At 60.7% G+C, this 14,917-nt stretch carries 15 protein-coding genes; all 15 read left to right on the top strand.

What is annotated here, in order from left to right; all coding sequences use genetic code 11:
• The first annotated feature begins 71 nt into the window (after positions 1-71).
• The 15 genes from fliN to AACY31_RS14040 all read left to right on the top strand — a co-directional run bounded on the left by fliN (position 72) and on the right by AACY31_RS14040 (position 14,912).
• On the top strand, positions 72-530 hold the full coding sequence (fliN, locus tag AACY31_RS14110) for a flagellar motor switch protein FliN (protein WP_339480352.1): 459 nt from the start codon (positions 72-74) through the stop codon (positions 528-530).
• 27 nt (positions 531-557) lie between these two features.
• Positions 558-968, top strand: a complete 411-nt coding sequence (gene fliO / locus AACY31_RS14105) for a flagellar biosynthetic protein FliO (protein WP_339491414.1) — start codon at positions 558-560, stop codon at positions 966-968.
• Positions 968-1,717 carry a flagellar type III secretion system pore protein FliP gene (fliP, locus tag AACY31_RS14100; protein ID WP_339491415.1) on the top strand — a complete coding sequence of 250 codons (750 nt, stop codon included), beginning with the start codon at positions 968-970 and terminating at the stop codon, positions 1,715-1,717. The genes fliO and fliP overlap by 1 nt, the downstream gene beginning before the upstream one ends.
• Before the next feature lie 23 nt (positions 1,718-1,740).
• Positions 1,741-2,010 carry a flagellar biosynthesis protein FliQ gene (gene fliQ / locus AACY31_RS14095; protein WP_075118572.1) on the top strand — a complete coding sequence of 90 codons (270 nt, stop codon included), beginning with the start codon at positions 1,741-1,743 and terminating at the stop codon, positions 2,008-2,010.
• A gap of 4 nt (positions 2,011-2,014) precedes the next feature.
• A complete protein-coding gene (fliR, locus tag AACY31_RS14090; RefSeq protein ID WP_339491416.1) occupies positions 2,015-2,797 on the top strand; it encodes a flagellar biosynthetic protein FliR in 783 nt (260 codons plus the stop codon).
• A gap of 3 nt (positions 2,798-2,800) precedes the next feature.
• Positions 2,801-3,937 (top strand): flagellar biosynthesis protein FlhB, encoded by a 1,137-nt coding sequence (gene flhB, locus AACY31_RS14085; protein WP_339480342.1) that lies wholly within the window; start codon positions 2,801-2,803, stop codon positions 3,935-3,937.
• A gap of 230 nt (positions 3,938-4,167) precedes the next feature.
• Positions 4,168-6,297, top strand: coding sequence for a flagellar biosynthesis protein FlhA (gene flhA / locus AACY31_RS14080; protein WP_339480340.1), 2,130 nt, complete (start codon positions 4,168-4,170; stop codon positions 6,295-6,297).
• 11 nt (positions 6,298-6,308) lie between these two features.
• Entirely contained in the window at positions 6,309-7,658 is a 1,350-nt protein-coding gene (gene flhF, locus AACY31_RS14075) for a flagellar biosynthesis protein FlhF (protein ID WP_339480338.1), read from the top strand.
• Between the two features lie 116 nt (positions 7,659-7,774).
• On the top strand, positions 7,775-8,605 hold the full coding sequence (fleN, locus tag AACY31_RS14070; RefSeq protein ID WP_003184001.1) for a flagellar synthesis regulator FleN: 831 nt from the start codon (positions 7,775-7,777) through the stop codon (positions 8,603-8,605).
• A complete protein-coding gene (gene fliA / locus AACY31_RS14065) occupies positions 8,602-9,345 on the top strand; it encodes an RNA polymerase sigma factor FliA (protein WP_014337177.1) in 744 nt (247 codons plus the stop codon). Before fleN ends, fliA begins: the two co-directional genes overlap by 4 nt.
• Positions 9,346-9,512: 167 nt before the next feature.
• Positions 9,513-9,884: a chemotaxis response regulator CheY gene (locus AACY31_RS14060; protein ID WP_008006721.1), complete on the top strand. Its 372-nt coding sequence runs from the start codon at positions 9,513-9,515 to the stop codon at positions 9,882-9,884.
• A gap of 18 nt (positions 9,885-9,902) precedes the next feature.
• Complete coding sequence (locus tag AACY31_RS14055) at positions 9,903-10,688, top strand: protein phosphatase CheZ (protein WP_339480335.1); 786 nt, start codon at positions 9,903-9,905, stop codon at positions 10,686-10,688.
• Between the two features lie 28 nt (positions 10,689-10,716).
• Positions 10,717-12,993: a chemotaxis protein CheA gene (locus AACY31_RS14050; RefSeq protein ID WP_339480333.1), complete on the top strand. Its 2,277-nt coding sequence runs from the start codon at positions 10,717-10,719 to the stop codon at positions 12,991-12,993.
• Positions 12,994-13,041: 48 nt separating this feature from the next.
• A complete protein-coding gene (locus AACY31_RS14045) occupies positions 13,042-14,172 on the top strand; it encodes a protein-glutamate methylesterase/protein-glutamine glutaminase (RefSeq protein ID WP_339480330.1) in 1,131 nt (376 codons plus the stop codon).
• Positions 14,172-14,912, top strand: a complete 741-nt coding sequence (locus AACY31_RS14040; protein WP_018606553.1) for a flagellar motor protein — start codon at positions 14,172-14,174, stop codon at positions 14,910-14,912. The genes AACY31_RS14045 and AACY31_RS14040 overlap by 1 nt, the downstream gene beginning before the upstream one ends.
• Positions 14,913-14,917 lie beyond the last annotated feature (5 nt).

Raw genomic sequence — 14,917 nt, 5'->3', positions numbered from 1 at the left:
CGGTGTCGAACCCCTTAAGTGTGTAACGGATTTTTGCTCCTAACTGAATTTTTGCCCGCCGAGGACAAATGATGGCTGACGATATGAATACCCAGGATGACCAGGCGCTGGCTGATGAGTGGGCTGCAGCCCTGGAAGAAACCGGCGATGCGGGGCAAGCCGACATCGACGCCTTGCTGGCTGCCGACACTGACGCCCATGCGTCCAGCCGCCTGCAGATGGAAGAATTTGGCAGCGTGCCGAAGAGTCATGAGCCGGTGACGCTCGATGGCCCGAACCTGGATGTGATCCTTGACATCCCAGTGTCGATCTCCATGGAAGTGGGCAGCACCGACATCAACATCCGCAACCTGCTGCAGCTCAATCAGGGCTCGGTGATCGAGCTGGACCGGCTGGCCGGCGAGCCGCTCGACGTGCTGGTCAACGGCACCTTGATCGCCCATGGAGAGGTGGTGGTGGTCAACGAGAAGTTTGGCATTCGCCTGACGGACGTGATCAGCCCGAGCGAACGCATCAAGAAGTTGCGCTGAGTGAGAGGTTTCTTCGCAGCAGCCGCGATGCTGCCATTGAGTGTGCTGGCGGCCGAACCGGTTGCCACGGCCGCCGCCTCGCCGGCTGCGGGCAGTGGTATCGCTGGGCAATTGGCCCAATTGCTGCTCGGCTTGCTGCTGGTGCTGGGCTTGATTTTCTTTCTCGCCTGGCTGTTGCGGCGCGTGCAGCAGGCGGGGCCGACTGGCAAGGGGCAGGTCATCGACATCGTCGGTTCCCGCGCGCTCGGGCCGCGAGACCGGTTGGTGCTGGTGCAGGTTGGCAGCGAGCAGATCCTGCTGGGCCTGAGCCCGGGCACTATTACCGCCTTGCACGTCCTCAAGGAGCCGGTGCAGGTGCCCTCCGCCGAGCAGGCCAGCCCCGAATTTGCCCAGCGCCTCATGGAGTTGCTGGGGAAAGATCAGAAGGATAAAAAGTAATGCCGTTGCGCATTCTGTTGGCATTGGCCCTGATGCTGGCCGCACCGTTGACGTTCGCCGCCGATCCGCTGTCGATCCCGGCGATCACCCTCGGAACCAACGCCGAAGGGGCCCAGGAATACTCGGTCAGCCTGCAGATCCTGCTGATCATGACCGCGCTGAGTTTCATCCCGGCGTTCGTCATGCTGATGACCAGCTTCACTCGGATCATCATTGTCTTTTCGATCCTGCGCCAGGCCCTGGGCCTGCAACAGACGCCCTCGAACCAGATCCTCACCGGCATGGCGCTGTTCCTGACCATGTTCATCATGGCGCCAGTGTTCGACCGGGTGAACCAGGATGCGCTGCAACCTTACCTGGCAGAAAAAATCACCGCCCAGGATGCCGTGGCCAAGGCTGAAGTGCCGATCAAGGATTTCATGCTGGCCCAGACCCGCAGCAGCGACCTGGAGCTGTTCATGCGCCTGTCCAAGCGCACCGATATCCCCAGTGCCGATCAGGCGCCGCTGACCATCCTGGTGCCGGCGTTCGTGACGTCCGAGCTCAAGACCGCTTTCCAGATCGGCTTCATGATTTTCATCCCGTTCCTGATCATTGACCTGGTGGTCGCCAGTATCCTGATGGCCATGGGCATGATGATGCTCTCGCCGCTGATCATTTCCCTGCCGTTCAAGATCATGCTGTTTGTGCTGGTGGATGGCTGGGCGCTGATCATCGGTACCCTGGCGGGCAGTTTCGGTGGTGTTTAGGCCTTTTGTGCAGGTAGGACGATATGACGCCTGAAGTAGCGGTAGACCTGTTCCGTGAAGCGCTCTGGCTGACGACCATGATGGTCGCGATCCTGGTGGTCCCGAGCCTGCTGGTGGGGTTGCTGGTGGCAATGTTCCAGGCCGCGACCCAGATCAACGAGCAGACCTTGAGCTTCTTGCCGCGCCTACTGGTGATGCTGGTAACGCTGATCGTCGCCGGTCCCTGGCTGGTACAAACCTTCATGGAATACATCCTGCAGTTGTACGGCAGTATTCCGCAGTTGATCGGCTGACCTCATGTCGATGCTCGCGCTGACGGACACCCAGATCAGTTCCTGGGTGGCATCGTTCATCCTGCCACTGTTTCGCGTCACCGCGGTGCTGATGAGCATGCCGGTCTTCGGCACGACCCTGGTGCCCCGGCGCGTGCGCTTGTATTTCGCGCTGGCGATCACGGTGGTGATCGCGCCCGGATTGCCACCGATGCCGCCGGTCAATGCCTTGGATCTCAGCGCCATGATGTTGATCGCCGAGCAGATTCTCATCGGTGCCTTGATGGGCTTTTCGCTGCAGTTGTTTTTCCAGGCGTTCGTGGTAGCGGGACAAATCATTTCCATCCAGATGGGCATGGCCTTCGCGTCCATGGTCGACCCTGCCAATGGCGTGACGACGGCAGTGATCGGTCAGTTCCTGACGATGCTGGTGACCCTGTTGTTCCTCGCCATGAATGGGCATCTGGTGGTGTTCGAGGTCTTGACCGAGAGCTTTACCACCCTGCCGGTGGGCAGTGCGTTGCTGGTCAATCATTTCTGGGAAATTGCCGGCAAGCTCGGCTGGGTCCTGGGCGCGGCGATGGTGCTGGTATTGCCGGCGATCACTGCGTTGCTGGTGGTCAACATCGCGTTTGGTGTGATGACCCGTGCGGCGCCGCAACTGAATATTTTTTCCATTGGCTTCCCGCTGACCCTCGTGCTGGGCATGGTGATTTTCTGGGTCAGCCTGGGGGATATCCTCAATCAGTATCAGCCGCTGGCCACCCAGGCCTTGCAGCTTTTACGCGACATGGCACAGGCACGCTGAACCATGGCCGAGAGCGAGAGTGGTCAGGACAAGACAGAAGACCCCACGGAAAAGCGTCTGCGCGAATCTCGGGAGAAGGGTGAGATTGCCCGATCCAAGGAGCTCAACACGCTGGCGGTGATGCTGGCCGGGGCGGGCGGGTTGCTGATTTATGGTGGCGGGTTGGCCCTGGACCTGCTGGAAATCATGCGCCTTAACTTCTCCCTGCCCCGTGAGGTGCTGCTCAGTCCGGGCGCGATGGGTCTGTATTTGCTGCATTCAGGCAAAATCGCGATTCTGGCGGTACAGCCGGTGCTGATTTGCCTCCTGCTGGCCGCCATCATTGGCCCTATTTCTTTGGGGGGCTGGTTGTTCGCCGGGAAGAGCCTGGCGCCGAAATTCAGCCGGATGAACCCGGCCAGCGGCCTTAAGCGGATGTTTTCCACGAATGCCTTGATGGAGTTGCTCAAGGCTCTTGGGAAATTCTTGCTGATTCTCTTCGTCGCGTTAACGGTCTTACAAGCCGACATCGACGACCTGCTGCGCATCGCCCATGAGCCCCTCGAGCAAGCCATTATCCATAGCGTGCAATTGGTCGGTTGGAGTGCGTTGTGGATGGCTTGCGGCCTGATCCTGATCGCCGCCATCGACGTGCCGATCCAGCTGTATCAGAGCAAGCAGAAGCTGTTGATGACCAAGCAGGAAGTGCGCGACGAGCACAAGGACGCGGAGGGCAAGCCGGAGGTCAAGCAGCGCATTCGTCAATTGCAGCGCGAGGTCTCTCAGCGGCGGATGATGGCGGCAATCCCTGATGCTGATGTGGTCATCACCAACCCGACTCACTACGCCGTCGCCCTCAAGTACGACCCCGAAAAAGGCAACGCTCCCGTGTTGTTGGCCAAGGGCAGCGACTTCCTGGCGCTGAAGATCCGTGAGATCGCCGTGGCCAATGAGGTGATGCTGCTCGAGTCCCCAGCACTGGCGCGATCGATTTACTACTCCACCGAACTCGACCAGGAAATCCCCGGAGGCCTGTACCTGGCCGTGGCCCAGGTGCTGGCCTACGTCTACCAGATCCGCCAACACCGCGCCGGCAAGGGCAAACGCCCCGAACCGCTCAAGGATCTGCCGATCCCGCCGGATTTGCGGCGTGATTCCTGAATGCCGGATGAAGTACCTGTGGGGGCGAGCCTGCTTGCGAATGCGGTGACCCGGTCGATACAGGTGTCGACTGACAAACCGCTATCGCGAGCAGGCTCGCTCCCACAGGGTTAAAGTCGCCTCGACCCTTCTATTTCAGCCGTTGGCAAAAGTTGGAAGGCTTCTTGCAATACCCCGTCTGCGCCCCCTCCGGGCGTCAAAAGTTTGCTTCACAGGAACGGGGAATATTGGTGGATCGCTCTCAGTTATTCAGCACCGCACGCAACAACGTAGCAGACCTCAGCCGAGGTAATGTGGGCGTGCCGCTGTTGCTGCTGGTCATGCTCGCCATGATGATGCTGCCGGTGCCGCCGTTCCTGCTGGACGTGTTCTTCACGTTTAACATCGCCTTGTCGATCGTCGTGCTGCTGGTGTGTGTCTACGCCCTGCGACCACTGGACTTCGGGGTGTTCCCGACCATTTTGCTGGTGGCGACGCTCATGCGTCTGGCGCTGAACGTGGCGTCCACCCGCGTTGTGATGATCCATGGTCATGAGGGCCACGAGGCTGCCGGTAAGGTGATCCAAGCCTTCGGTGAGGTGGTGATCGGCGGCAACTACGTGGTCGGCATCGTGGTCTTCGCCATCTTGATGATCATCAACTTCGTCGTGGTGACCAAGGGCGCCGGGCGGATTTCCGAGGTGAGTGCGCGCTTTACCCTCGACGCGATGCCCGGCAAACAAATGGCGATCGACGCCGACCTCAACGCTGGGCTGATCGACCAGAGCCAGGCCAAGCTGCGTCGTCAGGAAGTGGCCCAGGAAGCCGAGTTCTACGGTTCCATGGACGGTGCCAGCAAGTTCGTACGCGGTGACGCCATCGCCGGTTTGCTGATTCTGTTCATCAACCTGATCGGTGGCATGGCTGTCGGCATCTTCCAGCACAACATGACGTTCGGCGGCGCCGGCAAGGTCTACGCCTTGTTGACCATCGGTGACGGTTTGGTGGCGCAATTGCCATCACTGTTGTTATCTACAGCTGCGGCGATCATGGTGACCCGTGCTTCGGGTTCCGAAGACATGGGCAAGCAGATCGGCCGGCAAATGTTCGCCTCGCCCAAGGCCCTGGCGGTTGCCGCCGGTCTGATGGCGGTGATGGGCCTGGTGCCGGGCATGCCGCACTTTTCCTTCCTGAGCATGGCTGCTCTGGCGGCTGGCGGCGCCTACCTGTTCTGGAAAAAACAGAACGTGCAGAAAGTCCAGGCCCTGCAAGAGGTCAAGCGCCAGCAGGAACTGCTGCCGTCGCCGGCCCGCGCCATGGAAACCAAGGAGCTGGGCTGGGATGACGTGACACCAATCGACATGATCGGCCTGGAAGTCGGTTATCGCCTGATTCCATTGGTCGACCGCAACCAGGGTGGTCAGTTGCTGGCGCGGATCAAGGGGGTGCGCAAGAAGCTCTCCCAAGACCTGGGCTTTCTGATGCCTACTGTGCATATCCGCGACAACCTCGACCTAGCGCCGAGCGCCTATCGCCTGACCTTGATGGGGGTGATCCTGGCCGAAGCCGAGATCTATCCCGACCGCGAATTGGCGATCAACCCCGGACAGGTCTACGGCAGCCTCAACGGCATCACCGCCAAGGATCCGGCTTTCGGCCTGGAAGCGGTGTGGATCGAAGTCAGCCAGCGGGCCCAGGCGCAGTCCCTCGGCTACACCGTGGTGGACGCCAGTACGGTGGTGGCGACCCACTTGAACCAGATCCTGTACAAGCACTCCAGCGAGCTGATCGGCCACGAAGAAGTCCAGCAACTCCTGCAAGTGCTGGCCAAAGGCTCGCCGAAGCTGGCTGAAGAGCTGGTGCCGGGTGTGGTTTCGTTGTCGCAGTTGCTCAAGGTGCTGCAGGCGCTGTTGGCCGAACAGGTGCCCGTGCGCGATATACGCAGTATTGCCGAGGCTATCGCCAACAACGCCTCCAAGAGTCAAGATACCGCCGCCCTGGTGGCTGCGGTTCGGGTCGGGGTGTCCCGCGCAATCGTCCAAAGTATTGTAGGTACTGAGTCTGAGCTGCCTGTGATCACCTTGGAACCAAGGTTGGAACAGATATTGCTCAATAGTCTGCAGAAGGCAGGACAAGGCTCGGAAGAGGGTGTTCTGCTGGAGCCAAGCATGGCCGAGAAGCTGCAGCGTTCGCTGATCGAAGCAGCCCAGCGGCAAGAGATGCAAGGCCAGCCGGTGATCCTGCTGGTGGCCGGTCCGATTCGCGCGATGCTCTCGCGATTCGGCCGCCTCGCGGTCCCGGGGCTGCATGTGCTGGCGTACCAGGAAATACCGGACAACAAGCAAGTGACCATCGTTGCGACAGTAGGGCCCAACGGCTGAGGTAGTGGTTTATGCAAGTGAAGCGTTTTTTCGCCGCCGATATGCGTCAGGCCATGAAGCTGGTTCGTGACGAGCTGGGCGCTGAAGCGGCCATCATCGGTAATCGCCGGATCGCTGGCGGTGTCGAGCTGACGGCGGCTCTGGATTACAAATTGTCGGCGCTGGCTCCACGGGTTCCGAACATGGAGCTCGAAGACGAGCTGCGCAAGACCCAATCGCGCATCGCCAGCGCCCAGGCCGAACTGAGCCTGCGCAGCAGCGAAGGCGAGGGCGGGGCAGGTATCAATCGTCAATTGTTCGCCGGTCAGCCGCTGACGGCCGGCCTGCCGTTGACCGCTGCCGAACCGCTGATCGAGCAGGCCCACGCCGAACCGCGTCGTCCTGAGCCGGCGCCCGCGGCGCCTGCCCGGGGTGTCGATCCGCGCGCCCTGGACTCGATGCGCTTTGAACTCAACAGCCTGCGCGAGCTGATGGAAGTCCAGCTCGGCTCCCTGGCCTGGAACCAGCTGCAAGGCAGCCGTCCAGCCCAGGCCAACCTGTGGCGTCGTCTGCAACGCATCGGCCTGTCCGGCCCATTGTCCCGGGACCTGCTGGCGTTGATCAATGGTATCGAAGAACCACGCCAGGCCTGGCGCATGTTGCTGGCGCACCTGGCGCGGATGATCGCGACCCCGGAAGTCGAGCCGCTGGAAGAAGGCGGGGTGATTGCCATGGTCGGTCCTGCCGGCATGGGCAAGACCACCACCCTGGCCAAGCTCGCCGCCCGTTATGTACTCAAGTACGGCGCCCAGAGCATTGCCCTGGTGAGCATGGACAGTTTTCGCATCGGTGCCCAGGAGCAACTCAAGACCCTCGGCCGGATCCTCAATGTGTCCGTGACCCATGTGGATCCGGGCCAGTCCCTGGCCCAGGCGTTGGAGCCGCTGCTGCGCAAACGCGTCGTGCTGATCGATACCGCAGGCCTGCAAGCCAGCGATCCGGCCCTGCGCATGCAGCTCGAAAGTCTGGCCGGACGAGGCATCAAGTCAAAAAATTATCTCGTGTTGGCAACCACCAGCCAAAAACAGGTTCTAACCGCCGCATACCACAGCTACAAACGCTGCGGGCTGGCCGGCTGCATCCTGACTAAACTGGACGAAACGGCAAGCCTGGGCGAGGTGTTGAGCCTGGCGATCGGTCATGAACTACCGGTGGCCTACCTGACCGACGGGCCGCGGATCCCGGATGATTTGCATCTGCCGCGCCGTCATCAACTGGTCAGTCGTGCCGTGAGTGTGCAAATGCAGGAAGAACCCAGCGAAGAAGCCATGGCTGATATGTTCGCTGATATCTACCACAGCCCGACCAAGCAGGTCGGCTGAGGTAATCATGAATATTTTTTGTACCTACATCGATGGTCTGCCATGCATTGTTCCGTATGCGAACGCGCAGCCAGTAATGTGGCCTCCGTCTAAGTAAGACAAGGTAAAGAACGAACATGGGCAGCATGCATCCCGTACAGGTGATCGCGGTGACCGGCGGCAAAGGTGGCGTCGGGAAGACTAACGTGTCAGTGAATTTGTCCCTGGCTCTGGCAGAGCTTGGCCGACGGGTCATGCTGCTGGACGCCGACCTGGGCCTGGCGAACGTCGACGTGTTGTTGGGGCTTACACCCAAACGCACGCTGGCGGACGTGATTGAAGGGCGCTGTGAGCTGCGCGACGTGTTGTTGCAGGGGCCGGGCGGGATTCGCATCGTGCCGGCTGCCTCAGGCACCCAGAGCATGGTTCACCTGACCCCGGCCCAGCACGCGGGCCTGATCCAGGCTTTCAGCGACATTGGCGACAATCTCGATGTGCTGGTGATCGACACCGCGGCCGGTATCGGTGACTCGGTCGTCAGTTTCGTGCGCGCGGCCCAGGAAGTGCTGCTGGTGGTCTGCGACGAACCGACGTCCATCACCGACGCCTACGCCCTGATCAAGTTGCTTAACCGCGACTATGGCATGAACCGCTTCCGCGTCCTGGCCAACATGGCCCAGAGCCCGCAGGAAGGACGCAACCTGTTCGCCAAGTTGACAAAGGTCACGGATCGCTTCCTGGACGTCGCCCTACAATACGTCGGCGCAGTGCCTTACGACGAAAGCGTACGCAAGGCCGTCCAGAAGCAACGTGCCGTTTATGAAGCTTTTCCACGTTCCAAATGCGCGCTGGCGTTCAAGGCCATCGCCCAGAAGGTCGATACCTGGCCACTGCCGGCCAACCCTCGCGGGCATTTGGAATTTTTCGTCGAGCGTCTTGTGCAACAAACAGCAGGGCCCGTGCTATGACAGCCAGCGGTTACAACCATCTCTACAAGAAATCGGCACGGGACGCCCAATACGAATTGATCGAGCGCTACGCGCCACTGGTCAAGCGTATCGCCTATCACTTGCTGGCGCGGTTGCCGGCCAGTGTCCAGGTTGAAGACTTGATCCAGGCGGGCATGATCGGCCTGCTCGAAGTGTCGAACAAATACGACGCGAGCAAGGGCGCGAGTTTCGAGACGTATGCCGGTATTCGCATTCGCGGCGCCATGCTCGATGAAGTCCGCAAGGGCGATTGGGCGCCGCGTTCGGTACACCGCAATACCCGCATGGTCAGTGATGCAATTCGTGCAATTGAAGCTAAAACCGGGCGTGACGCTAAAGATCACGAGGTTGCGGCCGAACTCCAGTTAAGTCTCGACGATTATTACGGGATTTTGAACGATACCTTGGGCAGCCGCCTGTTCAGTTTCGACGACCTGTTACAGGACGGCGAACACGAAGGGCTGCACGAGGATAACGCGAGTGCTCACATGGAGCCGTCGCGTGACCTGGAAGATGAACGTTTCCAGAGTGCGCTGGCGGATGCGATTGCCAATTTGCCGGAGCGTGAGCGACTGGTCTTGGCGCTGTACTACGACGAAGAGCTGAACCTCAAGGAAATCGGTGAGGTGTTGGGGGTCAGCGAATCGCGGGTCAGCCAGTTACACAGCCAGTGCGCGGCCCGTTTGCGGGGGCGTTTGGGGGAGTGGCGAGCGCGTTGACGGGCAGTGTGGGGACACTGCGAACGAGGCTGGCCTGGCAGGTGCTGTGCCAGTCTCCATCTGTTGTGCTCCAGACCGTTGTCGAGTGTTGTGCCGGATTGATTGAAATGGCGCGTCCAGGTGCTGGGCGCGTTTAAGACTGCTTGGAGGTCGAATTGGACAAGAACATGAAAATCCTCATCGTTGATGACTTCTCAACGATGCGGCGGATCATAAAAAACCTGTTGCGTGACCTTGGGTTCACCAATACGGTCGAGGCGGATGATGGCATCACAGCCATTCCGGTCCTCAACAGCGGGAGCATCGACTTTCTAGTGACTGACTGGAACATGCCCGGCATGACCGGTATCGACTTGCTGCGTCATGTGCGCGCCGACGAAAAGCTTAAGCATCTTCCGGTGCTGATGGTCACTGCCGAAGCCAAGCGCGAGCAGATCATCGAAGCGGCCCAGGCCGGTGTAAACGGCTATGTGGTCAAACCCTTCACGGCCCAGGCGTTGAAAGAGAAGATCGAAAAAATCTTCGAACGCATCGGTTAACGGCGCCACGGGGGAGCTATGGACAACGAATCTTCAATGGGTGATTTCGAATCAACCCTGAAAAAACATGCCCGCGAACTGGTCGACAGCCTTGAAAAAGGTCGCTTTGGCGATGCGGTTCAAATGATCCATGAGCTCAACCAGACCCGTGACCGCGGTCTGTATCAGGAGGTGGGCAAGCTCACGCGTGAATTGCACAGCGCGATTGTCAATTTCCAGATCGACCCGAATATGCCGCAGGCCGAGGAGGTCTCGCAGATCACCGACGCCACCGAGCGTCTGGGTTATGTGGTCAAACTGACCGAGGCTGCGGCCAACCGCACCATGGACCTGGTGGAGAGCGCAACGCCGCTGGTCAATGGCCTGAGCGAAGAAGCCCAGGCCTTGAGCACCGACTGGGGGCGGTTCATGCGGCGCGAAGTCGGCGCCGAAGAGTTTCGGGAGCTGGCCCGTCGGGTCGACGGTTTCCTGACGCGCAGCGGCACCGAGAACCGCGCCGTGGCAAGTAATCTCAACGACATTCTGCTGGCCCAGGACTATCAGGACCTGACCGGCCAGGTGATCAAGCGTGTGACCCAACTGGTCACCGAAGTGGAAAGCAACCTGCTCAAACTGGTGTTGATGGCTAGCCAGGTCGACCGCTTTGCGGGCATCGAACACGACCGTGAAGCGATGCTTGCTGAAAAAGATCCACAAAAACATCTCTCTCAGGGTGAAGGTCCGCAAATTCATGCCGATAAAAGAGAAGACGTTATGTCCGGTCAGGACGATGTGGACGATTTGCTGTCCAGCCTTGGATTTTGAGTTTTAGCCCTATTTGGAGCAGCCACTAATGAGCTTCGGCGCCGATGAAGAGATCCTTCAGGATTTCCTGGTTGAGGCCGGCGAGATTCTAGAGCAACTGTCCGAACAGCTGGTCGAGCTGGAAAGCCGACCAGATGATGCGGATCTGCTCAATGCAATTTTTCGCGGTTTCCACACTGTAAAAGGAGGCGCCGGCTTCCTCCAGCTCAATGAGCTGGTGGAGTGCTGTCACATTGCCGAGAACGTGTTCGACATCCTGCGCAAGGGTGAGCGTCGCGTTGATTCGGAGTTGATGGACGTGGTGCTTGAAGCGCTGGATGCAGTCAACAGTATGTTCAGCGAAGTGCGTGAGCGCTCGCCGATTACGGCTGCCACCCCCGAGTTGCTCGCCGCGCTGTCGCGCTTGGCCGAGCCGCAATCGGCTGACGAAGCGGCCCCGGTTGCCGAGGCCCTGGTTGAAGAACCGATCGCCGAGGAATCGGGCGACGTCACCGATAACGAATTCGAACAACTGCTCGATTCCCTGAATACCGTCAAGGCCCAGGCCGAGGCACCGGCCGCTCCGGTTGCACCTACTGCGCCGGCCGCCGATGGGGCTGCCAGCGATGAAATCACCGATGCCGAGTTCGAGTCACTGCTCGACCAGCTCCATGGCAAGGGCCAGTTCGCGGCTGATGCCGTGGTCCCGCCGGCAGCCCCGGCCCCGGCCGCGCCGAACGCCGCGGGCGACAGCTCGGACATCACCGACGACGAATTCGAAGCGTTGCTAGATCAGTTGCACGGCAAGGGCACCTTTGCCGTTGACGCGCTGGATTCAGCCATCGCTTCGGCGCCGACACCGGCCAAGCCCGCTGCCGCTGCCGCTGGCAGCGACCTGATCAGCGATCACGAATTCGAATCACTGCTCGACGAGCTGCATGGCAAGGGCAAGTTCAGCGAAGTCGGCACCGCTTCTGCTGCGCCTGTTGCTACTGCGCCTGCTGCCGCTACTGCGGCTGCACCGGCGGCCAAGGCTGCGCCTAAACCTGCGGTCCAAGCACCGGAGCCGAAGGCTGAGCCTGCCAAGCCTGCGGCTGCCGCTCCGGCGCCAGCCCGTGCTCCAGCGGCTGCGCCAGCGGACAAACCGGCCAGCGAAGCCGAGACCACCGTTCGGGTCGATACCGCACGCCTGGATGAGATCATGAACATGGTCGGCGAACTGGTGCTGGTGCGTAACCGTCTGGTGCGCCTGGGCCTCAACAGCCAGGACGAAGCCATGTCCAAGGCCGTGTCGAACCTCGACGTGGTCACGGCAGACCTGCAGACCGCGGTCATGAAGACCCGGATGCAGCCGATCAAGAAAGTCTTCGGGCGCTTCCCGCGCCTGGTTCGCGACCTGGCTCGCCAGCTCAAGAAAGAAATCAACCTGGAACTGGTGGGTGAAGAGACCGACCTCGACAAAAACCTTGTCGAGGCCCTGGCCGACCCGCTGGTCCACTTGGTGCGCAACGCGGTCGACCACGGCATCGAGTCGCCGCAAGAGCGCGAAGACTCGGGCAAGGTCCGCAGCGGCAAGGTGATCCTGGCCGCCGAGCAGGAAGGCGACCACATCCTGCTGTCGATCTCCGACGACGGCAAAGGCATGGACCCGAACGTGCTGCGTTCCATCGCGGTGAAACGCGGCGTGATGGACAAGGATGCCGCCGACCGCCTGAGCGACACCGAGTGCTACAACCTGATCTTCGCCCCGGGTTTCTCGACCAAGACCGAGATTTCCGACGTGTCGGGCCGTGGGGTGGGCATGGACGTGGTGAAAACCAAGATTTCCCAGCTCAACGGTTCGATCAATATCTACTCGACCAAGGGCCAGGGCTCGAAGATCGTCATCAAGGTCCCGTTGACCCTGGCGATCATGCCGACCCTGATGGTGATGCTGGGCAACCAGGCCTTCGCCTTCCCGCTGGTCAACGTCAACGAGATATTCCATCTCGACCTGTCGCGCACCAACGTGGTGGACGGCCAGGAAGTGGTGATCGTACGGGACAAGGCACTGCCACTGTTCTACCTCAAGCGCTGGCTGGTCAGCTCCGCCGCTCATGTGGAGCAAGGCGAGGGCCATGTGGTGATCCTTTCGGTGGGCACCCAGCGGATCGGCTTCGTCGTCGACCAATTGGTGGGTCAGGAAGAAGTGGTCATCAAGCCGTTGGGCAAGATGCTCCAGGGCACTCCGGGCATGTCCGGCGCCACCATCACCGGCGACGGCCGCATCGCGTTGATTCTCGATGTACCAAGCATGCTCAAGCGTTACGCCGCCCGGCGTATTTGATTCTGGAGGGGCGTGGCCCAGGGCCGCGCCTCGTCTAACGGAGTGTTTATGGTAGTTAAAGTCCTGGTGGTGGACGATTCGGGGTTTTTCCGCCGCCGCGTTTCGGAAATTCTTTCGGCGGACACGAGTATTCAGGTCGTCGGTACCGCGACCAACGGCAAAGAGGCGATTGATCAGGCCCTGGCACTCAAGCCGGACGTGATCACCATGGACTACGAGATGCCAATGATGGACGGCATCACGGCCGTGCGGCATATCATGCAGCGCTGCCCGACCCCGGTATTGATGTTCTCCTCCCTGACCCACGAAGGCGCCCGAGTGACCCTCGATGCGCTGGACGCCGGGGCGGTGGATTTCCTGCCGAAGAATTTCGAAGACATTTCGCGCAACCCTGACAAAGTCCGGCAGTTGCTGTGCGAAAAAGTCCACAGCATTTCCCGCAGCAATCGCCGTGTCGGTGCCTACAGCGCACCGGCGCCAGCCCCTGTTGCGGTCCCAAGCCCGACGCCGACTGCCTCGAGCAGCTTCAAGTCGGCACCGGTACGCAGCGCCCCGGCACCTGCGCCGGCTCGTTCGGCGGCGCCCGCCAGTGCCTCGTCACCGGCACCCAAGCGCAAAGCCTACAAGCTGGTCGCTATCGGCACGTCCACGGGTGGCCCAGTGGCGCTGCAACGGGTCCTGACCCAGTTGCCGGCCAACTTCCCGGCCCCCATCGTGCTGATCCAGCACATGCCGGCGGCGTTCACCAAGGCTTTCGCGGAGCGTCTGGACAAGCTGTGCAACATCAGCGTCAAGGAAGCCGAGGATGGCGACATCCTGCGTCCAGGCCTGGCGTTGCTGGCACCCGGTGGCAAGCAGATGATGATCGATGGCCGCGGCGCGGTGAAAATCCTGCCGGGTGACGAGCGTTTGAACTACAAGCCTTGCGTGGACATTACCTTCGGTTCTGCGGCCAAGTCCTACGGTGACAAAGTTCTGGCGGTGGTGCTCACCGGCATGGGCGCCGATGGTCGCGAAGGCGCGCGCCTGCTCAAGCAGGGCGGCAGTGCAATCTGGGCCCAGGACGAAGCCAGTTGCGTGATCTACGGCATGCCAATGGCCATCGTAAAAGCCGATCTTGCCGATGCGGTATACGGATTGGACGACATCGGTAGGCACCTGGTCGAGGCCTGCATTTAATGGATGTGCTCAGCCTGATTGGCATCATCATGGCGTTCGTCGCCATCATTGGCGGCAATTATCTGGAAGGCGGTCATCTGGGTGCGCTGGCCAACGGCCCTGCGGCGTTGATCGTGATCGGTGGCACCGTTGGCGCAGCGCTGTTGCAGTCGCCCATGAGCGCTTTCAAGCGCGCCATGCAGGTGCTGATCTGGATTCTGTTCCCGCCCCGTGTCGACTTGGCCGGTGGTATCGATCGGGTGGTGAACTGGAGCCTGACCGCTCGCAAGGAAGGCCTGCTGGGCCTGGAAGGGGTGGCCGACGCCGAGCCCGACAACTACTCACGCAAAGGCCTGCAATTGCTGGTGGACGGCGCCGAGCCGGAAGCCATTCGCAGCATCCTGGAGGTGGACTTCTATACCCAGGAAAGCCGCGATATCGAAGCGGCCAAGGTGTTCGAAAGCATGGGCGGCTACGCGCCGACCATTGGCATCATCGGTGCGGTGATGGGCCTGATCCATGTAATGGGCAACCTGGCCGATCCATCGCAACTGGGCAGCGGCATCGCCGTGGCGTTCGTCGCCACGATCTACGGCGTGGCGAGTGCCAACCTGGTGCTGCTGCCGATCGCGGCCAAGCTCAAGTCCATCGCGTTGCGCCAGTCGCGCTATCGCGAAATGCTGCTGGAAGGGATCCTGTCGATTGCCGAAGGTGAAAATCCACGCTCCATTGAGTTGAAGCTGCAAGGCTTCATGGACTAATGGGG

Source organism: Pseudomonas sp. RL_105y_Pfl2_101, from assembly GCF_963970585.1.
Classification (GTDB): domain Bacteria; phylum Pseudomonadota; class Gammaproteobacteria; order Pseudomonadales; family Pseudomonadaceae; genus Aquipseudomonas.
The sequence above is the reverse complement of the archived record's forward strand: the minus strand, read 5'-3'. Positions and strand labels throughout refer to the sequence as shown.

What these genes read in the sequence shown, in the direction of transcription:
- fliN (WP_339480352.1), top strand. Translation starts at nt 72, where the DNA reads ATGGCTGACGATATGAATACCCAGGATGACCAGGCGCTGGCTGATGAG.
- fliO (WP_339491414.1), top strand. Translation starts at nt 558, where the DNA reads ATGCTGCCATTGAGTGTGCTGGCGGCCGAACCGGTTGCCACGGCCGCC.
- fliP (WP_339491415.1), top strand. Translation starts at nt 968, where the DNA reads ATGCCGTTGCGCATTCTGTTGGCATTGGCCCTGATGCTGGCCGCACCG.
- fliQ (WP_075118572.1), top strand. Translation starts at nt 1,741, where the DNA reads ATGACGCCTGAAGTAGCGGTAGACCTGTTCCGTGAAGCGCTCTGGCTG.
- fliR (WP_339491416.1), top strand. Translation starts at nt 2,015, where the DNA reads ATGTCGATGCTCGCGCTGACGGACACCCAGATCAGTTCCTGGGTGGCA.
- flhB (WP_339480342.1), top strand. Translation starts at nt 2,801, where the DNA reads ATGGCCGAGAGCGAGAGTGGTCAGGACAAGACAGAAGACCCCACGGAA.
- flhF (WP_339480338.1), top strand. Translation starts at nt 6,309, where the DNA reads ATGCAAGTGAAGCGTTTTTTCGCCGCCGATATGCGTCAGGCCATGAAG.
- fleN (WP_003184001.1), top strand. Translation starts at nt 7,775, where the DNA reads ATGGGCAGCATGCATCCCGTACAGGTGATCGCGGTGACCGGCGGCAAA.
- fliA (WP_014337177.1), top strand. Translation starts at nt 8,602, where the DNA reads ATGACAGCCAGCGGTTACAACCATCTCTACAAGAAATCGGCACGGGAC.
- AACY31_RS14060 (WP_008006721.1), top strand. Translation starts at nt 9,513, where the DNA reads ATGAAAATCCTCATCGTTGATGACTTCTCAACGATGCGGCGGATCATA.
- AACY31_RS14055 (WP_339480335.1), top strand. Translation starts at nt 9,903, where the DNA reads ATGGACAACGAATCTTCAATGGGTGATTTCGAATCAACCCTGAAAAAA.
- AACY31_RS14050 (WP_339480333.1), top strand. Translation starts at nt 10,717, where the DNA reads ATGAGCTTCGGCGCCGATGAAGAGATCCTTCAGGATTTCCTGGTTGAG.
- AACY31_RS14045 (WP_339480330.1), top strand. Translation starts at nt 13,042, where the DNA reads ATGGTAGTTAAAGTCCTGGTGGTGGACGATTCGGGGTTTTTCCGCCGC.
- AACY31_RS14040 (WP_018606553.1), top strand. Translation starts at nt 14,172, where the DNA reads ATGGATGTGCTCAGCCTGATTGGCATCATCATGGCGTTCGTCGCCATC.